Here is an 18,292-nt window from a genome sequence, read left to right as displayed (position 1 = left end):
GCTCCCCTTCGCCGAGACGCCCGCCATGACCGACCGCCCGCTCCCGTCCGCCCGCCTGCGCAACCTGGCGCTCGCGCTCACCCTTGCCGGCGCCGCCGGGCTGATGGCCAGCCACGATTGCGCGGCGCTGGCGCCGTGGGAAGGCAGCCCGCCGCCGGTGATGCTGGCCAACGACTTTCATGCCGACGTGAACCTGCCCGACTACTGGGTGAGCGAGAAGTACGACGGCGTGCGCGCCTGGTGGGACGGCGAACGCTTTCTCACGCGCAGCGGCCAGGTAATTGCCGCGCCGGCCTGGTTCACCGAGGAACTGCCGCACATGCCGCTCGACGGCGAGCTCTGGCTCGGGCGCGGCCAGTTCGAGGCCATGTCGGCGCTGGCCCGGCGCAGCAAGCCCGATGACGCGAGCTGGCGCAATGTCCGCTTCATGGTGTTCGACCTGCCGGCGCATCCGGTCAGCTTCGATCGCCGGCGCTCGGCGCTCAAGCAGGTGCTGGCCGAGATCAAGTCCGACTGGGTGCGGCTGGTCGACCAGTTCCGCGTCGAGGATCAGGAATCGCTGCAGGTGCTGCTCGACCGCACCGTGCGCGCCGGCGGCGAGGGGCTGATGCTGCATCGCGGCGATTCGCTCTACCGGCCCGACCGCAGCGACGATCTGCTCAAGCTCAAGCTGCATCCCGATGCCGATGCGCGCGTGATCGGCTATCAGCCCGGGCGCGGCAAGTACACCGGCCAGGTCGGCGCGCTGCTGGTCGAGACGCCCGACGGCCAACGCTTTGCCATCGGCAGCGGCCTGAGCGATGCCGACCGGCGCACGCCGCCGGCGCTCGGCAGCTGGATCACCTACCGCTACAGCGGCTTCACCGAGAAGCAGAAGCTGCCGCGCTTTGCGAGCTATCTGCGCCCGCGCGACGACCGCGACGAACTGCGCTGACGCCGCCCCCGTTCAACCCTGCCCACACACAAGCCCATGAATCTCGTCGTCCACGGCCCCCAGGTCGATCCCTTTGCCATCGACGCCATCCGCGCCCGCCTGCGCGTGGCCGCGCCCAGGCCGCACGGCCTGCTCGACGACGGCCGCAGCTTTCTGTTTGCCGATGCGCCCGACACGGCCGGCCCGCGTCAGGCGCTGGCCGAGCTCTGCGCCGCCTACCGGCTCAACCACGTCTGGCTCGCCGAGCTGCCGCGTCTGGCCGACTTCGCGCTGCTGGCGCTCGACATGGATTCGACGCTGGTCACCATCGAGACCATCGACGAGATCGCCGACTACTGCGGCCGCAAGGAACAGGTCGCGGCCATCACCGAAGCCGCGATGCGCGGCGAGATCACCGACTACAACGAGTCGCTGATCCGCCGCGTCGCGCTGCTCGACGGCCTCGGCACCGAGGCGCTGGAGCGCGTCTACGAGGAGCGCATGAAGCTCACGCCCGGCGCCGAGACGCTGCTCGACGCGGCGAAGCGCGCCGGCCTCAAGACCATGGTCGTGTCGGGCGGCTTCACCTTCTTCACCGACAAGCTCAAGGCGCGGCTTGCACTCGATTACGCGCGCTCCAACACGCTCGGCATTGCCGACGGCAAGCTCGACGGCAGCGTGGTGGGCGAGATCGTCAATGCCGAGGTCAAGGCGCGCACGGTGCAGGAGGTTTGCGCCGAGCTGGGCGTGCCGGCGACCCGGGCCATCGCGGTCGGCGACGGCGCCAACGACCTCAGGATGATGGGCGTCGCCGGCCTGTCGGTCGCCTTCCACGCCAAACCCAAGGTGCGCGAGCAGGCCAAGGTGGCGATCAACCACGGCGGTCTCGACGGTCTGCTGCGCGTGCTGTCCTGACGCGTTTTCTCCAAGGCCGAGCCATGTCCCAGGTACTGATCGTCGATGACCGCGAGGCTGCCAATCGCAAGCTCGCCGGCCTGCTCTATGCGCTGTATGCGCTCGGCTGGTTCACGCTGGTCACCGCCGTCGCGGCGCTGATCGTCAACTACCTCAAGCTCGACGAGGTGCGTGGCACCTGGCTCGAAAGCCATTTCCGCTGGCAGATGCGCAGCTTCTGGTTCGGGCTGCTGTGGGCAGCGGTGCTGGCGGTCTTTGTGGTGGTCACGCTCGGGCTCGGGCTGTTCGTGGTGTGGATTCCGCATGCGGTGCTGGTGGTCTGGCTCATCTACCGCATCGTCAAGGGCTGGCTTTATCTCAGCGATGGCCGGGCCATGAACCTGCCGCCGCCGCGCTGAATCGCCGCTCCGGCGCGTTTCGCTTGCTAATGAGAATCGTTCGCATTTAAGATTGCCGCCAGCGCAATCGGCGCGACTCGGAGAGCGGCATGACTCACCCGGAACTTTGGATCGGCAGCTTCGACCAGCTGCTGCGGCACGACCTCACCGGCTGCCGGCATGCGGCGCGCCGCGCGGCGCTGCTGCTCGAACGACTGGTCGACAGCGGCGATCTCGATGCCGAACTCAAGTCGCTCTGCGAAGCCATGACCGAGCGGCTGCTCGATCAGGCCGGAGCGCCCGCATGAACGCCACCACGCCGCCGCGCCGCGAACAGGCGCATCTGCTCGAACGCCTGGTACGCGAACGCCGTCGCCACGGCCAGCGCGAAGCCGTCCTGCTGCGCCAGATCGATGCGCTGCGCGAGCAGCTGCTGCTGAGCGAAGCGCAACGCCATGCCGCCGAAGCGCGGGCCGACGCCGCCCGCGCCGATGCCGCCGCCCAGCGCGACCGTGCCGAACAGCTCGGTCATGCCAACCGCGAACTCGCCGCCGGCGTCGGCCGCATCTGGGAACTCACGCGCACGCTCGCCGACGCCCGCGCCGAAGCCAGCCGGTTTGCGCGCGAACGCGACGAGCTGCTCGACGAACGCACCGCACTTGAAGAATTGCTCGCCGCCCAGACCGGCGACAGCGGCGCCGATGCCGGCCCGCGCGTGCTCTGCGTCGGCGCCGAGCCCGGGCTGGCGCGCATCTGCGACGGCTTTGCGCGCCGCCTGGGCTTTGCGCTGGTGCAGCGCAACGATGCCGGCGCCGATGCGCTCGCCGCCGCCGACGTGGTGCTCTGCCCAAGCCATGCGGTCGACGATGCCGGCCTCACGCAATTGCGCGACCGCTGCCGTCATGCCGGCAAGCCCTGCGTGCTGTATCGCGGCAGCGGCCCGGCCGGGATGGCGGTCGCGCTCAGCCGGCTGTCGCTCGGCGGCGTGGCGGCGCACGGGCTCAACTGAGCCGCGCGCTTCAGCCCAGCTGGGCCAGCGCCTGCGCCACGTCGGCGATCAGATCGTCCGGCGCTTCCAGCCCCACGTTGAAGCGCACGACCGCGCCCTTCTCGCTCAGCGTGCCGGTGCGCGACGGCGGGTAGATCATCGACAGGCTCGACGCGCCGCCCCACGAATAGCCGAGCGGAAACAGCTTCAGCGCCTCGACAAAGCGCTCGACCTGGGCGGTGCCGTAGCGCGCATCGAACACCACCGAGAACAGCCCGCCCGCGCCGCTGAAATCGCGTAGCCAGAACTCATGGCCCGGGCAGGACGGCAGCGCCGGATGCAGCACCCGCGCCACCTCGGGCCGCGCCGCCAGCCAGTGCGCCAGCGCCCGCGCGCCGCGGTCGTGCGCCGCATAGCGCAGCGGCAGCGACTTGAGCCCGCGCAGCACCAGCCAGGCATCGTCGGCGCCCACGCCCAGGCCGGTGCGCATGTGCGAAGTCTTGAGCCGCAGATGCAGTGCCTGATCGCGCGTGATGGCGGCGCCCATCAGCACATCCGAGCCGCCCGACTGGTACTTGGTCAGCGCCTGCATCGACACGTCGATGCCCAGCTCGAAGGGCTTGAGCGCCAGGCCCGCGCCCCAGGTGTTGTCGAGCGCGGTGACGATGCGCTCGGCGGCCGGGCGCCGGGCGTTGGCGGCGGCCACCACCGCCACCAGTCCGCGCAGATCGGCGACTTCCATCGTCACCGAGCCGGGCGACTCCAGCCAGACCAGCCGCGTGCGCGGCGTGATGAGCAGGCTCAGCGCGGCCGCATCGAGCGGATCGTAGTGGCGCGCGACGATGCCCAGATCGGCCAGCAAGGTGCGCGCCAGTTCGCGGTTGGGCAGGTAGACGTTGTGCGGCAGCAGCAGCTCGTCGCCGGTCTTGAGGAAGGCGAAATCGATCATCGAGATCGCCGCCAGACCGCTCGGCGCCAGCACGCAATGCCGGCCGCCCTCGATGTCGGCGAGCCGGTCTTCCAGCTCTCGCGTGGTCGGCGTGCCGTGCAGGCCGTAGGTGTAGACATCGTCGCGCTCCCAATTGCGGGCGCGCATCTCGGCCAGATTGGGGAAGACGACGGTGGACGCGTGATGGATCGGCGCCACCAGCGATTCGAAACTGCCCGGCGCCTGATAGCCGGCCTGGGCGAGTCGGGTGTCGAGGGCATTGGCGCTGCCCTCGGGCGCTGCGGAGGAATCGTTCTGGGGGTGGCTCATGACGGCGGAGGAAGACGCACCCGGACGGGCGACGGAGCGCGCAGCTTAAATCGGCGCGCGCCGTCGCCCCGGCTCACAGCCGCTCGAAGATCGCCGCGATGCCCTGCCCGCCGCCGATGCACATCGTCACCAGCGCATAGCGACCGCCGATGCGATGCAGCTCATGGATCGCCTTGGTGGTGATGATCGCGCCGGTCGCGCCGATCGGATGGCCGAGCGAGATGCCCGAGCCGTTCGGATTCACCTTGGCCGGGTCCAGCTCCAGCCCGCGCGTGACCGCCAGCGCCTGGGCCGCGAACGCCTCGTTGGCCTCGATAACGTCGAGCTGGTCGGCGCGCAGGCCGGCGCGCGCCAGCACCTTCTGCGACGCCGGCACCGGGCCGATGCCCATGATCGACGGCTCGACGCCGGCATGCGCGTAGGCCACCAGCCGCGCCAGCGGCTTGAGCCCGCGCTTCTCGGCCGCGCCGCGCTCCGCCAGCACCACCGCCGAGGCGGCGTCGTTCAGGCTCGACGCATTGCCGGCCGTGACCGTGCCGTCCTTCTTGAACGCCGGCCGCAGCTTGGCCAGATCCTCGATCGAGGCACCGGCGCGCACATGCTCGTCGGTGCGGAACTCGACATCGCCCTTGCGGCTCTTGACCAGCACCGACACCAGCTGATCGTTGAAGTAGCCGGCCGCCACCGCCGCCGCCGCGCGCCGATGCGACTCGACCGCCAGCGCGTCCTGTTCCTCGCGCGTGATGCCGTACTTGGTCGCCACGTTCTCGGCCGTCACGCCCATGTGAAAGCGCTCGAACGGATCGGTCAGCGCGCCGACCATCATGTCGATCATCGGCGTGTCGCCCATGCGCGCGCCCCAGCGTGCCGTCGGCAGGATGTAGGGGCTGCGGCTCATGCTCTCGGCGCCGCCGCCCAGTGCGTAATCGCAATCGCCGAGCAGGATCGACTGCGAGGCGTTGATGATGGCTTGCAGGCCCGAGCCGCACAGGCGGTTCACGTTGAAGGCCGGCGTGTCCTTGCTCAGGCCGCCGTTCAGCGCCGCGACGCGCGACAGGTACATGTCCTTCGGCTCGGTGTTGATGACATGGCCGAACACCACATGGCCGATCTCTTCCGGCGCCAGACCGGAGCGCGCGACCGACTCCCTGACCACCAGTGCGCCCAGCTCGGTCGGCGGCACATCCTTGAGTCCGCCGTTGTATTCGCCGATGGCGGTGCGCACGGCGCTGACAACTACGACTTCTCGGCTCATCGATTTCTCCCTGATCCCGGCGCGATGGAAGCGGGCCTGACCCGCCGCGCGCCCCGGGGCCGGGAGCCCGTACGGCAGCGCATGTGAATCTTCGATCTTTTCACCGATGCGTGACGCCGGGCTTGGGTGTTTGCCCGCAAACCCGCGTCGATCGTGGCGGCCGGCGCTAGGGGCTTGCCCGCGCGTCAGCCGACGGTAGGGCGACGGTGGCAGCGCATGGCGCTCAGTGCATGAGCCGGCGCATGAGCCAGACCGCCGGTCGCTCGATGGCGGCGCCGATGCGCTCCGGCAGCGCGAGCGGCTTGATCGCCATGCGCACCGCCATGTCGAAGGCATAGCGGCTGCGCAGCAGATGGGCGCCTCGCTCGCGCAACGCGGCAAAGCCGCGGTCGCCGGGCTGGCGCGCCTGGCGATGCGCATGCACATGGCGCAGCGCGCAGGCGGCATCGTCGTCGCGCACCTCGGCGGCACGGGCGGCGATCACGCGCAGGCAGGCCAGCCGCGAGCGCGGCTCGACGGCAATGCGCCGCTCGAAGAAGCGATAGAAATGGCGGAAGTGCCGCACCTCGTCGCGCATGATCCGGCCAGCCAGATCGGCCAGCAGCGGCTCGTCGCGCTCCAGCGCCAGTTCGCGCAGCGCGCGGTAGAGCGTCGCGGTACCGGTCTCGACCACGCAGCGCGCCACCAGCTCCAGCACCGGATCGGGATTGAGCTCGTCCATCGTGCAGCGTTGCAGATAGTCGGCGCGGAAGTCGGCGTAAGCGGCCGGCCAGTCGAAGTCGGGCCAGGCGCGGCAGACAAAGGCGCGCAGCGCGGCGCCGTGCTGCAATTCCTCGTCGCGCCAGTGCGCATCGAGCCAGTCGCGCACCTCGGGCTGATCGCCGAAATGCTCGACGAGATTGCGGGTGTAGACGGCGGTCGTGCTCTCGACGAAGGACGCGGCGGCAATCAGCGCCACCAGCGTCTCGTCATGCGCGCGCGGCGCATCGAGCGTCCGCCAGTCGAGGTCGGCCCAGTGCCAGGGCAGGGATGAATCGAGCGCGGGCGCGTCTGCGGTTGCCAGCTCAGCGGCCATGCATGCCTCCATGCAAGGGCGACGCTGCGGCGCCGGACGGGATTCAGCTGGCTCGCCTGCTCGCCCTCGGAATTGAACGGAGGCCCAAGCTAGCGCGCGCCCGGGCGCGATCGGCTTTCGCGCCAGGGGCGCTTACAAACGAGCGCTGGCGGTAACGCGGCGGTGGACCGCGTCAGACCGAGCCCCAGAGGTCGTGCTCGTCGGCGCCTTCGATCTTCACGCTGACGATGTCGCCGGCCTTGTAGCGCTTCCAGGGCTTGTCGGCCGGTGCGACGTAGACCACGCCGTCGATCTCGGGCGCATCGGCCGAGGAACGCCCGACGCCGCCGTCCTGGTTCACCTCGTCGATCAACACCTTGAGCGTGCGGCCGACCTTCTTCCTGAGCCGGCGCTGCGAGATCGCCGCCTGCACTTCCATGAAGCGCGCGAGCCGCTCCTGCTTCACTTCCTCGGGCACGGCGCCGTCGAGCGCATTGGCCGCCGCCCCGTCCACCGGCGAGTAGGCGAAGCAGCCGACGCGGTCCAGCTCGGCCTCGCGCAGAAAGTCGAGCAGATGCGCGAAGTGCTCCTCGGTCTCGCCCGGAAAGCCGACGATGAAGGTCGAGCGCAGCGTGATGTCGGGCGCGATCGCGCGCCAGGCGCGGATGCGGTCGAGATTGCTCTCGCCCGACGCCGGCCGCTTCATGCGCTTGAGCACATCGGGGTGCGAGTGCTGGAGCGGCACGTCGAGATAGGGCAGCAGCTTGCCCTCAGCCATCAGCGGAATCACCTCGTCCACATGCGGATACGGATACACGTAATGCAACCGTACCCACAGGTCGAGCTGGGCCAGCTCCTGCACCAGCTCGGTCATGCGCGTGCGCACCGGCCGGCCGTTGACGAAGCCGGCGCGGTATTTCAGGTCCACGCCATAGGCCGAGGTGTCCTGCGAGATGACCAGCAGCTCCTTAACGCCGGCGTTCTTCAGCGCCTCGGCCTCGCGCATCACGTCGCCGATGTCGCGCGAGACCAGATCGCCGCGCAGGCTCGGGATGATGCAGAAGCTGCACCGGTGATTGCAGCCCTCGCTGATCTTCAGATAGGCGTAATGGCGCGGCGTCAGCCGCACGCCCTGCGGCGGCACCAGATCGGTATGCGGATCGTGCGGCCTGGGCAGGTGCAGATGCACCGCGTTCATCACCTCGGTCGTGGCATGCGGGCCGGTCACGGCCAGCACCTTGGGATGGACCTTGGCCACCATCTCGTCGCCGCCCGCGTCCTTCTTGCCGCCGAGGCAGCCGGTGACGATCACCTTGCCATTGGCGTCGAGCGCCTCGCCGATGGCGTCGAGCGATTCCTGCACCGCCGCGTCGATGAAGCCGCAGGTGTTGACGATGACGAGGTCGGCGCTCTGGTAGTCGGGCGCGGTGTCGTAACCCTCGGCGCGCAACTGCGTGAGGATCTGCTCCGAATCGCTCAGCGCCTTGGGGCAGCCGAGCGAAACGAAGCCCACGCGCGGCGTGGCATTGACGGGGCGATCAGCAGGGTTTTCTTGGGCCATGAAAGCAAAACGCGCCCGCCGTTGGGCGAGCGCGTATTCATTTGTGCGGGTTTGCCGGGCCGGCGGGACTGCACTGCCGACCAGGTTGGAAAGCCGCGATTCTAGGCGAGACCGAATCGCGGCCCGCAATCAATCGGTTTCGTCAGGCTTGCCGCCGGGCTGCTGGCCCGGAAACGGAAACGCGCTGAACATGGTGCGCGCCTGCTGCTGCATCTGATCCTGCATCTGCACGAAAAGGTTTTTCGACTGCTCGATGTAGTTGGTCATCATCCCTTGCATCATCGGCGCCTGCACATTCATGAATTGCGTCCAGACCTCGGGCGCGAATGCCTTGTTGTCGATGAGTGCCTTCGATTGCTCTTGCAGCTTGGCCTGGATTTCGATGAACGCCTGGATATTCTTTTCCAGATACGAACCCATCATTCCCTGCATTGCGTGGCCGTAGAAACGGATCACGTTGGCCAGCATTTCGGCCGAAAACATCGGCAGTCCGCCCGATTCTTCTTCCAGGATGATCTGGAGCAGGATGCTGCGCGTCAGGTCTTCCGAAGACTTGGCGTCGATGACCTGGAAGGTTTCGTGATCGAGAACCAGTTGCTTCACGTCTGCAAGCGTGATGTAGGTGCTGGTCTCGGTGTCGTACAAGCGCCGGTTCGGGTACTTCTTGATCATGCGCATGCCGTTTGCCGCCATGGTGTCCTCGTTTGAAGCCGGCCAGTCTGGCCGAAAGCAGATATGCCTGAATGCAAAAAGGCGCCCGCCCCTCTTTGGCGAGCGCCCAGCCTGAGCGAACTATGCCGCTTCAGCCCATGTGCAAACCGCCGTTGAGCGAAAAATCGGCGCCGGTGGCAAAACCGCTTTCATCAGATGCAAGCCAGGCGACGATCGAGGCGATTTCCTCGGGCGCGCCAAGACGCTTGACCGGAATGGTGCTGACGATCTTTTCGAGCACATCGGGGCGAATTGCGCGGACCATGTCGGTGCCGATATAGCCCGGCGAAACCGTGTTGACCGTGACGCCCTTGTTGGCCACTTCCTGCGCCAGCGCCATCGTGAAGCCGTGCATGCCGGCCTTGGCAGCCGAGTAGTTGGTCTGGCCGAACTGGCCCTTCTCGCCGTTGATCGACGAGATGTTGATGATCCGGCCCCAGCCGCGATCGATCATGTCGCCGATGACCTGCTTGGTCACGTTGAACACGCTGTTCAGGTTGGTGTCGATGACGGCCGCCCAATCGTCGAGCGTCATCTTGCGGAACACGCCGTCACGCGTGATGCCGGCGTTGTTCACCAGCACGTCGACCGGACCGTGCTCGGCCTTCACCTTCTCGAAGGCTTCGACCGTCGATTGCCAGTCGCTCACATTGCCGACCGACGCATAAAAGTCGTAGCCGAGCTTGCGCTGCTCGCTGAGCCATTCCTCGAAGTTGCGGCTCGGGCCGCAGCCGGCGATGACCTTGAAGCCGTTGGTCGCGAGGCGCTGGCACATCGCGGTGCCGATACCACCCATGCCGCCGGTCACGTAAGCGAGTTTCTGAGCCATTTTCATCTCCTGTGGTGGATGTTCCTTCGCGGCCTGCCCGGGTTGGGTAGATGGCAGGCGCGCGAGGCGGGGTTGAGAGCAGTGGTCGGTGCGGTCAGACGACGCGGACCTTGACGTAGCTGCCCGGGGCGGGTTCGAGAGGGGTGTAGCTGCGGCTGCCGAGCGCTGCCGGTGCGGCGACCTTGCCGCCGCCGAACTGGTCGAGCCAGGTGGACCAGTTTGGCCACCAGCTGCCGACCACCGAGGTCGCGCCGTCGAACCACTCCTGGGGCGTGGCGGGGAAATCGCCGCGCTTGCCCTTGCCGCCGAAACCGACGCCTTCGTGCACCCAGTAGTTGCGCTTGTTCTTCGACGCCGGATTGATGACGCCCGCGATATGGCCGGAAGCGCCAAGCACGAAGCAGGAGCGCGGGCGATCGATGCCGCCGAGCACGTTCATCGACACATAGGCCGATTCCCAGGGAACGATGTGGTCCTCGCGCGAGCCGTAGAAATAGACCGGGAGCTTGATCTTGCCGAGATCGAGCGGTGTGTCGCCGACCGACGTGGCATTCGGGATCCGGATCTTGTTTTCGAGATAGGTGTTGCGCAAATACCAGCAGTACATCGGGCCCGGCAGGTTGGTGCTGTCGCTGTTCCAGTACAGCAGGTCGAAGGCCGGCGGCTTTTCGCCCTTGAGATAGTTGCCGACGATGTAGGGCCAGACCAGATCGTTGGGGCGCAGGAAATTGAAGGTGGTGGCGAGATCGGAGGCCGGCAGCAGCCCGCCCTTGCCGATGCGCTCCTCGCGCAGCGCGACGATGGCCGGATCGATGAACACATCGAGCACGCCCGAATCGGAGAAATCGAGCAGCGTGGTCAGCAGCGTGAGGCTGGCCACCGGCTGCCTGCCACGCGCGGCCAGCACCGCCACCGCCGACGCCGACAAGGTGCCGCCGACGCAAAAGCCCAGCAGATTGATCTTGTCGGCACCGGTGGTTTCGGCCGCAATTGCCGCCGTGGTCTCGATCGCGGAAATCACGCCGCGCTCCACGTAATCAGCCCAGGACCAGTTGCCGCATTCCTTGGTGGGATTGCGCCAGCTGAGCATGAATACGGGATGACCCTGCTCAAGCATGTAACGGACAATCGAATTCTCGGGTTGCAGATCGAGAATGTAGAACTTGTTGATGCAGGGCGGCACCATGAGAAGCGGACGCTTGTCGATTTCTCCGGTGAGCGGCGTGTATTGAATCAGCTGGAACAGCTCGGATTCGAATACCACCGAGCCCTGAGTGGTCGCCACATTGACGCCGACCTCGAATTTGGATTCGTCGGTCATTGAAATGCGACCCTTTGAAACATCGCCAATCAGATTCGCAATTCCTGACCGCAGGCTTTCACCGCGCGTTTCCACCAACTTTCGCTGCGCTTCCGGATTGGTCACGAGGAAATTGGCTGGCGACATTGCATCGACCCATTGGCTGACCGCAAAACTGATGCGGCGCTTGACGCGCGGCTCGGCATCGACGGCTTCTGCCAGCCGGGTGAGCGTGCGCGCATTGAGCATGTAGATGCGCGACAGCATTTCGTAGGTTCCGCCGTCGTTCCACTCGGGCGCCTGGAAACGGCGGTCGGCGACGGGTTTTCCCTTGGGCGCAGCAGTGTTTTCAGCATTGCCGGCGGGCCAGTTGGCGCGCATCAGCTCGCCCAGCTCGCGCATGTAATCGGACTGGATTTCCGCCAGCTTGGACGGCTCGATGAGTTTCTTGAGCCAGTCCTGGGCGGCCGGGCCGCCGGGCGTGCCGGCGCTGCCGACCATTTGCGTGAATTGCGACCATGGCGCCGTCATGGCTGCCGCATCGAATTTGAAGGGATTGGCGGGAAATGCGCCAAAAGCGGAAGTGGATGCCTTGGGCGTGGCTTCGGAGGAAGCGGTGTGCGGGTTGGCCATGCGGTCGTCTCCGTGTTGTACTACGCGAATTAGCTGCTGCGCAGGATGGCCGGCGGCATGTGCGGAACAAGAGTCATTCCAAGATAAATGTACATCATTGCAATTGCATGGTTATTCGTAACGCTCCTGATGGGGAGTGCGGAAGCAATCACCACGTCGGTAGTCGGTGGGGTACTGACTTTCGTCTTTTATGGCGCGCTGCCACTCGGGATATTCATGTATATCTTTGGCGGTCCACATCGGCGTTTGCAACAGGCACGCCGAAGTCGCGAGGCGGACACTAACCAGAATGACGAAGCCGGCGCGTGAGAAAGATCAAGTCGCCAGCCAAATGAAGCTCGCGATCCGTCCAGTCGTTCCATCGCGCCGGTACGAATAGAAATGTTCTTTGTCGCGCACGGTGCAAGCCTTGTCGCGCAGCACGACGGTCACGCCGGCCTCCCTCAGCGCCCGGGTCGCGAGCGCGGCGAGATCGGCGTGCCAGCGTCCGCCGATGCCGGGCACGAATGCGGCATCGCAATCCGCCATGCGGTCCAGAAAGATTTCGCGCACCTCTCCGCCGACCTCGAAGGCCGGCTGGCCGATGTGCGGACCGATCCAGGCGACGAGATCGAGCGACAACGGCGCAAGGCCTGCCCGCATGCCGGCGACGGTGGCCTGAAGCACACCGTCTGCCAGCCCGCGCCAGCCGGCATGCGCCGCGCCGACCGCACGCCCCTGACGGTCGGCGATGAGCACCGGCAGGCAGTCGGCAGTCATGATCGTGCAGGCGAGACCGGGACGCCGCGTCCACACGCCGTCGGCGCGCGGCGGCGCTGCCGGCCTGCTGCCGTCCAGTTCGATCACCTCGGTGCCGTGTACCTGCTCCAGCCAGACCGGCTGCGCACCGTCGAGTGCGAGCCTGGTCACGGTCTGGCGGTTGGCCGCCACCGCCGCCGGGGCATCGCCGACATGCGTACCGAGGTTGAGTCCGCCCTGCCCGTCCGCACCGCCATAGGCGCCGGTACTGACGCCGCCGATCCGCGTGGTGCAGCAGGCGCGCACACGGTCAGGCAGCGGCCAGTCGGGATGCAGCAGCGGCGGCGCGCTGTGCTCAGTCATCGCCGAGGGCGGCGAGCGCCGAAGCAAGGCCCAGACGCTCGGCCAGCGCGACGAAGTCGGCCGGGGGCGCGGTGTGGAGTTCAGGCCGCGACTGGTCGGCCGGATGATCGAAGGCGAGCCGCCAGGCATGCAGCGCCTGATGCGGCAGCAGTTCGCGGTCGAGCCGGGTGCGGCGCGGATTGCCGTAGGCCGGGTCGCCGATGAGCGCAAAGCCGATATGCGACGCATGCACGCGGATCTGATGCGTGCGACCGGTTTCGAGCCGGCATTCGATCAGGCTGACCGGCCCGCCGGCCGCGTCGAAATCGACCGTGGCGACGCAGTTGATGTGCGTGACCGCCGGCTTGCCGTGCGACACCACGGCCATGCGCGTGCGTTCGCGCGGATCGCGGCCGATGGCGGCATCGACGCTGCGGCTGGCCGGTCGGCCCCAGCACAGCGCCAGATAGCGCCGCGACACGCTGCGCGCCTGCAACTGGCGCACCAGATCGGTCTGGGCCTCGGGCGTGCGCGCCACCACCATCAGCCCCGACGTGTCCTTGTCGAGCCGGTGGACGATGCCACCGCGCGGCAGCGCGCGCAGCTCGGGATAGCGGTGCAGCAGTCCATTGAGCAGCGTGCCCGACCAGTTGCCGACCGCCGGATGCACGACCAGCCCGGCCGGCTTGTCGATGACGATGACCGTCGCGTCCTCGTACAGCACCGGAAAGTCGATCGGCTCGGGCAAAAAGGCCATCGACGCCGGATCGGGCGCCGGATCGAGGCTGAGCTGCTCGCCGCCGCGCAGCTTGCTGCGGGCATTGGCCGGCTTGCCGTCGATGGACAGGCGGCCGTCCTCGATCCAGGCCTGGATGCGGGCACGCGAATGCTGGGAGAACAGCTGGGCGGCGATGCGGTCGATGCGCTCGCCGGCGGCGTCCATGGGGGCAAGCGCAATGAGCGGCGCGACGCCGTGGGCGCTGGCCGACCAGACCTGGTCGTCGTCGCTTTCGGCATCGTCGGGGCCCGGAATTGCGGCGCTAGCCGTGCCGAAATTGATCACCATCGGTCCTCTATACTCGGCGCTTTTGTTGAACGGGTTGTACTCGAATGGCGGAGCGGATCACGCGGGGCGGCGCAAGCCGGTCCGACAAGGCGCGGCAGGCAATCTGGATGCGCAGCGCGGCGCGGGCGGTATTGGTTGTCGCGATGATTGCGGGCCTGGGCGCCTGCGGCAGCACACCCAAGAAAAACCAGAGCGCCGAGGAATTGTATGCCGACGCCAAGGAAGACCTGAGCGGCGGCGCCTGGGATGCAGCGAGCAAGAAGTACGACCAGATCCAGTCGCGCTATCCCTTCGGGCGCATTGCGCAGCAGTCGATGATGGATCAGGCCTATGCGCAGTGGAAAAGCGGCGACATCGCCCAGTCGCTCGCGACCATCGACCGCTTCGTCAAGCAGTACCCCAACCATCCCAACGCCGATTACATGTTCTATCTGCGCGGGCTGGTCAATTTCAATGACGGCAGCGGCTTCCTCAGCCGCATCTCGCGCCAGGATCCGACCGAGCGCGACACCAAGGCACTGCACGATTCCTTCGACGCCTTCCGCGAACTGGTCGAGCGCTATCCCGACTCGCGCTACTCCGACGATGGCCGCGCGCGCATGCGCTGGCTGGTCAATGCGATGGCGGCCTATGAGCTGCATGTGGCGCGCTACTACTACCGGCGCGGTGCCTATGTGGCGGCGCTCAACCGCGCGCAGACCGCGATCAGCGACTTCCAGACCACGCTGTCGAACGAGGAGGCGCTCTATCTCATGTTCGCGTCCTACGAGCGACTCGGCATGGAACAGCAGCGCGACGACGTGGGCCGCGTGCTGGCGCAGAACTTCCCGAACAGCCTGTATCTGAAGAACGGCCTGCCGACGCCGGACAAGCGCTGGTGGCAGTTCTGGTAAGGCGTCGCGCCTGAGCCACCCCCGAAAAAGCCGCTGCTGTCATGGCGCGGCTTTTTTGTTGTCAGCCGCGTGGCGCGAGGCAGTCGCGCAGGAAGCCGATGGCCTCGTCGCGCACCCGGGTGCGACGGAACGGCGGCAGGCTCTGCCAGATGCGCTTGCCATAGGGCTTCGAGATGAGCCGCGGGTCGCAAATCATCAGCACGCCGCAATCGGTTTCGCTGCGGATCAGTCGGCCGGCGCCCTGCTTGAGCGTGATGACCGCCTCTGGCAGCTGCCAGTGCGCGAAGGCGTTGCCGCCGTCGGCGGTGAGCTTGGCCAGTCGCGCCGCCAGCACCGGATCGTCGGGCGGCGCGAACGGCAGCTTGTCGATGATGACCAGCGACAGCGCATCGCCGCGCACATCGATGCCTTCCCAGAAGCTCTGGCTGCCGATCAGCAGCGCGCGCTCCGACTTGCGGAAAGTCTCGAGCAGCTCGCCGCGCGACAGGTCGCCCTGTTTGAGCAGCCGGATGCGCGCCTCCTCCAGCCGGATGCGCAGCAGATCGGCCGCCTTGTCGACCGCGCGCAGCGTGGTGCAGAGCAAGAAGGCGCGCCCGCCCGCCGCCTCGATCAGCGGCCAGGCAGCCTCGACCACCGCCTCGATGTAATTGGGATGCTGCGGCTCGGGCAGACCGGGCGGCGCATAGAGCAGGCCCTGGTTCGGATAGTCGAACGGGCTTGGCCAGGATTCGGCGCGCGCGTCGTCGAGACCCATGCGGCGCGTGAAATGGCTGAAGTCGCGCTTCACCGCGAGCGTGGCGCTGGTGAAGATCCAGGCGCGCTGCGAGCCCTCGCGCTCGCGCCGGAAGATGCGCGCCACCGACAGCGGCGAGCGGTGCAGCTGGATGCTCGACGCGAACACGTCGATCCAGCAGACCCAGTTGCTGCGCTTGTCGTCGTCGGCCGCGTCGTCGGGGTCGTCGGAAGCGGCCTCGCCGCCTTCGAGCGGCAGCACGGCGGTCGGCGCTTCGCTCTCGTCTTCGGGCGGCTCAGCGGGCAGGCCGGCTTCGCTGCGCCATTGCGCGAGCCGGGCGGCATGCTCGTTGGCGCGCCGCGCCAGCGCTTCCAGCTCCTCGCTGCGCACCGCCTGATCGTCGAGCGCAGCGCACACGTTCCTGAGCTGGCGGCTCAGCTCGTCGAGCGCCGGCCAGAACGGCGACGCGACCGCCACCTGGCTCGCGGCCAGCTTGAATGCGGCGCGGGTCTGGCCACCGGTCGGTCCGGGCAGGCTCAGGCGCAGATCGCGCACCGCCTTTTCGAGCGGCGCCACCAGCTCGGGCCAGCGCGCCGCGTCGCGCGCCGACGCCAGCCCCTCGACGACCGTGTCGCGGCACAGCTCCAGCAATTGCGAGCTGCCGAGCGACTCGCCGAAGAACAGCGTCGCGGTATCGGGCAGCTGATGCGCCTCGTCGAAGATGACCGTGTTGGCCGCCGGCAGCAGCTCGTTGATGCCTTCGTCGCGCAGCATCAGGTCGGCGAAGAACAGGTGATGGTTGACGACGATCACATCGGCCTGCTGCGCCTCGCGGCGCGCCTTCATCACGAAGCAGTCCTTGTGATCGGCGCATTCGGTGCCGATGCAGTTGTCGCGCGTGGAGGTGACCTGGGCCCAGACCGGCGAGCCTTCGGGCACGGACGCCAGTTCGGCCTTGTCGCCGGTGAGCGTGGTGAGCATGAAGCTGCGGATGCGGCGCAGCTGCGCGACTTCCTCGCGGGTGCCGAACTGGCCGCTGTCGAGCGCGCGCCGGGCATGGTGGTGGCACACATAGTTGGCGCGCCCCTTGAGCAGCGCCACCGTCACCGGCACGTTGAGCGCCTTGCGCACCGCCGGCAGGTCGCGGTGATAGAGCTGGTCCTGCAAGGTCTTGGTGCCGGTCGACACGATGACCTTGCCGCCCCACAGCAGCGCCGGCGCCAGATAGGCGAAGGTCTTGCCGGTGCCAGTGCCGGCCTCGGCCACCAGCGCGCCGCGCTGCGCGATCGCCTCGGCGATCGCCTTGGCCAGCTCCAGTTGTGCCGCACGCGGCCGATAACCACCTGCGGCCTGCGCGACTGGACCGTCGGCGGCGAACAGCCGCTCGACCTCCGCATCGTGCGCGCCGGGCGACACGACAGGCGGCGGAGCGGTTTCGCTGGGAGGAAGTTCCGAATCGGTCACCAGGGAGTTTTCCAGTCGGCGGTGGCTATACCCCTTACGGGCGAAGCGATTGTTTGAAAAGCGGTCGAATCACGTTTTAATCGTCGCAACGCCTAGTGAGCGAAATCACGCGCGACCGGGCATCGCTATGCTGGAATGTCCGGCGTCAACTGGATCTGCAACCAGGTGATCTGATCCTTGATTTGCAGTTTTCTCTTCTTCAGGCGACGAATTTGAAGTTCATCCTGGACCGGCGTAGCGCAAAGCCGCGTGATCACATCGTCGAGATCGCGGTGCTCGATTTGCAATTCGATGATTTGCTTCGCGATTGCATCCAGATCTTTTGCCAAGACCGGCCTCCGGTTCGTGTATTTGATTGACTGCCATGCTGGAAACGCTGTGCCAATGATGGCGCCCCGACAATATCCGTCCAACTCCGCAATTGTGCCCGGTGAGGAAAGCGTAATGCCTTCGCTGCGTCGCACCACGCCGCAACATCTTCCGTCACGACTGGGTTCGGCGCGTTTTCTGTTGTCGGCGTGCATCGGCCAGCATATCGGCGATCGGCGCGAGCAGCAGGATCGGGCCGGCGTGTTCACCAGCCGCCGTGCCTCGGGCTGCGCGCTGGCCGTGGTGGCCGACGGCATGGGCGGGCGCACCGGCGGTGCGCTGGCGGCAGAGCAAGTGCTTTCCACCTCGCGCACGCTTTTCGACGACTTCAATCCGGCGCATCAGTCGGTTCCCGATCTTCTCGCCGAAATCATCCGCGAAGCGCATACCGTCATTCAGCTGACGGGCGCCACCGCCGAGAAAGAACCGCACAGCACTTTCGCCGCAATGGTGATCCAGCCCGATTTGGTGAGTTGGGCCCATGTCGGCGATTCGCGCCTGTACTACTTCAAGGGATCGAAGCTCGAATTCCGCACCACCGATCATTCCTATGTCGAGCACTTGATCCGGATTGGAAAACTCGATCGCGAAGGCGCGGCCCACCATCGCATGGGGCACGTACTGACAAGTGCGCTCGGCACCGAAAAGCCGCCGGTCATCGATTTCGGAGAAACCCGCGACATTGCCGCCGGCGACAGTTTTCTGCTCTGCACCGACGGGCTCTGGCATTACTTTTCCGACGAGGAACTCGGCCAGATGGTCACCGCCGGATCGGCCCGAGAAGCGTCCGAATCGCTGATCGAGCACGCGCGCTACCGAGCCCGCGGCAAGGGTGACAACTGCACCTTTGCCATCGTGAAGTTGCTGGAAAACGACGCTGCCTGAATCGACTC

18 protein-coding genes are annotated in these 18,292 nt (G+C 67.0%); 7 read left to right on the top strand and 11 right to left on the bottom strand.

Annotated features, from left to right (window positions below):
• The first annotated feature begins 25 nt into the window (after positions 1–25).
• The 5 genes from B9P64_RS21865 (at position 26) to B9P64_RS21845 (ending at position 3,214) form a co-directional block, all read left to right on the top strand.
• The gene (locus B9P64_RS21865; protein ID WP_085318219.1) at positions 26–934 is read left to right on the top strand and encodes a DNA ligase; all 909 of its coding nucleotides are present in this window, start codon (positions 26–28) and stop codon (positions 932–934) included.
• Positions 935–970: 36 nt separating this feature from the next.
• Positions 971–1,828 carry a phosphoserine phosphatase SerB gene (serB, locus tag B9P64_RS21860; protein WP_085318218.1) on the top strand — a complete coding sequence of 286 codons (858 nt, stop codon included), beginning with the start codon at positions 971–973 and terminating at the stop codon, positions 1,826–1,828.
• A 23-nt stretch (positions 1,829–1,851) separates the two neighbouring features.
• A complete protein-coding gene (locus B9P64_RS21855) occupies positions 1,852–2,226 on the top strand; it encodes a DUF4870 family protein (protein ID WP_085318217.1) in 375 nt (124 codons plus the stop codon).
• Between the two features lie 89 nt (positions 2,227–2,315).
• Positions 2,316–2,513: a hypothetical protein gene (locus B9P64_RS21850; RefSeq protein WP_085318216.1), complete on the top strand. Its 198-nt coding sequence runs from the start codon at positions 2,316–2,318 to the stop codon at positions 2,511–2,513.
• Positions 2,510–3,214 (top strand): hypothetical protein, encoded by a 705-nt coding sequence (locus B9P64_RS21845; protein WP_085318215.1) that lies wholly within the window; start codon positions 2,510–2,512, stop codon positions 3,212–3,214. Before B9P64_RS21850 ends, B9P64_RS21845 begins: the two co-directional genes overlap by 4 nt.
• Positions 3,215–3,224: 10 nt before the next feature.
• On the opposite strand, the gene B9P64_RS21840 is transcribed toward B9P64_RS21845, so the two are convergent.
• The 9 genes from B9P64_RS21840 to B9P64_RS21795 form a co-directional block, all read right to left on the bottom strand.
• Positions 3,225–4,451 carry a cystathionine beta-lyase gene (locus tag B9P64_RS21840; protein WP_085318214.1) on the bottom strand — a complete coding sequence of 409 codons (1,227 nt, stop codon included), beginning with the start codon at positions 4,449–4,451 and terminating at the stop codon, positions 3,225–3,227.
• Between the two features lie 73 nt (positions 4,452–4,524).
• Positions 4,525–5,706 (bottom strand): beta-ketothiolase BktB, encoded by a 1,182-nt coding sequence (gene bktB, locus B9P64_RS21835; protein ID WP_085318213.1) that lies wholly within the window; start codon positions 5,704–5,706, stop codon positions 4,525–4,527.
• Between the two features lie 223 nt (positions 5,707–5,929).
• Entirely contained in the window at positions 5,930–6,781 is an 852-nt protein-coding gene (locus B9P64_RS21830; RefSeq protein ID WP_139826465.1) for a ferritin-like domain-containing protein, read from the bottom strand.
• Between the two features lie 172 nt (positions 6,782–6,953).
• Positions 6,954–8,321, bottom strand: a complete 1,368-nt coding sequence (rimO, locus tag B9P64_RS21825; protein ID WP_085318211.1) for a 30S ribosomal protein S12 methylthiotransferase RimO — start codon at positions 8,319–8,321, stop codon at positions 6,954–6,956.
• 129 nt (positions 8,322–8,450) lie between these two features.
• Positions 8,451–9,014, bottom strand: a complete 564-nt coding sequence (phaR, locus tag B9P64_RS21820) for a polyhydroxyalkanoate synthesis repressor PhaR (RefSeq protein ID WP_085318210.1) — start codon at positions 9,012–9,014, stop codon at positions 8,451–8,453.
• A 109-nt stretch (positions 9,015–9,123) separates the two neighbouring features.
• Positions 9,124–9,861 carry an acetoacetyl-CoA reductase gene (phbB, locus tag B9P64_RS21815; protein WP_085318209.1) on the bottom strand — a complete coding sequence of 246 codons (738 nt, stop codon included), beginning with the start codon at positions 9,859–9,861 and terminating at the stop codon, positions 9,124–9,126.
• 94 nt (positions 9,862–9,955) lie between these two features.
• Entirely contained in the window at positions 9,956–11,794 is a 1,839-nt protein-coding gene (gene phaC, locus B9P64_RS21810; protein ID WP_085318208.1) for a class I poly(R)-hydroxyalkanoic acid synthase, read from the bottom strand.
• A 315-nt stretch (positions 11,795–12,109) separates the two neighbouring features.
• The gene (pgeF, locus tag B9P64_RS21800) at positions 12,110–12,895 is read right to left on the bottom strand and encodes a peptidoglycan editing factor PgeF (protein WP_085318206.1); all 786 of its coding nucleotides are present in this window, start codon (positions 12,893–12,895) and stop codon (positions 12,110–12,112) included.
• Positions 12,888–13,940, bottom strand: a complete 1,053-nt coding sequence (locus B9P64_RS21795; RefSeq protein WP_085318205.1) for an RluA family pseudouridine synthase — start codon at positions 13,938–13,940, stop codon at positions 12,888–12,890. Before B9P64_RS21795 ends, pgeF begins: the two co-directional genes overlap by 8 nt.
• A gap of 107 nt (positions 13,941–14,047) precedes the next feature.
• On the opposite strand from B9P64_RS21795, the gene B9P64_RS21790 reads away from it, so the two are divergent.
• The gene (locus B9P64_RS21790) at positions 14,048–14,833 is read left to right on the top strand and encodes an outer membrane protein assembly factor BamD (RefSeq protein WP_085318322.1); all 786 of its coding nucleotides are present in this window, start codon (positions 14,048–14,050) and stop codon (positions 14,831–14,833) included.
• A 61-nt stretch (positions 14,834–14,894) separates the two neighbouring features.
• On the opposite strand, the gene B9P64_RS21785 is transcribed toward B9P64_RS21790, so the two are convergent.
• Positions 14,895–17,045, bottom strand: coding sequence for an ATP-dependent DNA helicase (locus B9P64_RS21785; RefSeq protein WP_085318204.1), 2,151 nt, complete (start codon positions 17,043–17,045; stop codon positions 14,895–14,897).
• 110 nt (positions 17,046–17,155) lie between these two features.
• Complete coding sequence (locus B9P64_RS24745) at positions 17,156–17,359, bottom strand: YdcH family protein (protein WP_139826464.1); 204 nt, start codon at positions 17,357–17,359, stop codon at positions 17,156–17,158.
• Between the two features lie 115 nt (positions 17,360–17,474).
• Between B9P64_RS24745 and B9P64_RS21775 the strand changes: the two genes are divergently transcribed.
• On the top strand, positions 17,475–18,284 hold the full coding sequence (locus tag B9P64_RS21775; protein WP_085318203.1) for a PP2C family protein-serine/threonine phosphatase: 810 nt from the start codon (positions 17,475–17,477) through the stop codon (positions 18,282–18,284).
• Positions 18,285–18,292 lie beyond the last annotated feature (8 nt).

Origin of the sequence: Derxia lacustris (assembly GCF_002105195.1) — a bacterium.
GTDB lineage: Bacteria > Pseudomonadota > Gammaproteobacteria > Burkholderiales > Burkholderiaceae_E > Derxia > Derxia lacustris.
Note: the sequence above shows the minus strand (reverse complement) of the source record. Positions and strands in the feature narration are given on the sequence as shown.

What these genes read in the sequence shown, in the direction of transcription:
- B9P64_RS21850 (WP_085318216.1), top strand. Translation starts at nt 2,316, where the DNA reads ATGACTCACCCGGAACTTTGGATCGGCAGCTTCGACCAGCTGCTGCGG.
- B9P64_RS21845 (WP_085318215.1), top strand. Translation starts at nt 2,510, where the DNA reads ATGAACGCCACCACGCCGCCGCGCCGCGAACAGGCGCATCTGCTCGAA.
- pgeF (WP_085318206.1), bottom strand. Translation starts at nt 12,895, where the DNA reads ATGACTGAGCACAGCGCGCCGCCGCTGCTGCATCCCGACTGGCCGCTG.
- phbB (WP_085318209.1), bottom strand. Translation starts at nt 9,861, where the DNA reads ATGGCTCAGAAACTCGCTTACGTGACCGGCGGCATGGGTGGTATCGGC.
- B9P64_RS21775 (WP_085318203.1), top strand. Translation starts at nt 17,475, where the DNA reads ATGCCTTCGCTGCGTCGCACCACGCCGCAACATCTTCCGTCACGACTG.
- B9P64_RS21865 (WP_085318219.1), top strand. Translation starts at nt 26, where the DNA reads ATGACCGACCGCCCGCTCCCGTCCGCCCGCCTGCGCAACCTGGCGCTC.
- B9P64_RS21790 (WP_085318322.1), top strand. Translation starts at nt 14,048, where the DNA reads ATGCGCAGCGCGGCGCGGGCGGTATTGGTTGTCGCGATGATTGCGGGC.
- B9P64_RS21840 (WP_085318214.1), bottom strand. Translation starts at nt 4,451, where the DNA reads ATGAGCCACCCCCAGAACGATTCCTCCGCAGCGCCCGAGGGCAGCGCC.
- phaC (WP_085318208.1), bottom strand. Translation starts at nt 11,794, where the DNA reads ATGGCCAACCCGCACACCGCTTCCTCCGAAGCCACGCCCAAGGCATCC.
- phaR (WP_085318210.1), bottom strand. Translation starts at nt 9,014, where the DNA reads ATGGCGGCAAACGGCATGCGCATGATCAAGAAGTACCCGAACCGGCGC.
- B9P64_RS21830 (WP_139826465.1), bottom strand. Translation starts at nt 6,781, where the DNA reads ATGGCCGCTGAGCTGGCAACCGCAGACGCGCCCGCGCTCGATTCATCC.
- bktB (WP_085318213.1), bottom strand. Translation starts at nt 5,706, where the DNA reads ATGAGCCGAGAAGTCGTAGTTGTCAGCGCCGTGCGCACCGCCATCGGC.
- B9P64_RS21795 (WP_085318205.1), bottom strand. Translation starts at nt 13,940, where the DNA reads ATGGTGATCAATTTCGGCACGGCTAGCGCCGCAATTCCGGGCCCCGAC.
- B9P64_RS21855 (WP_085318217.1), top strand. Translation starts at nt 1,852, where the DNA reads ATGTCCCAGGTACTGATCGTCGATGACCGCGAGGCTGCCAATCGCAAG.
- serB (WP_085318218.1), top strand. Translation starts at nt 971, where the DNA reads ATGAATCTCGTCGTCCACGGCCCCCAGGTCGATCCCTTTGCCATCGAC.
- rimO (WP_085318211.1), bottom strand. Translation starts at nt 8,321, where the DNA reads ATGGCCCAAGAAAACCCTGCTGATCGCCCCGTCAATGCCACGCCGCGC.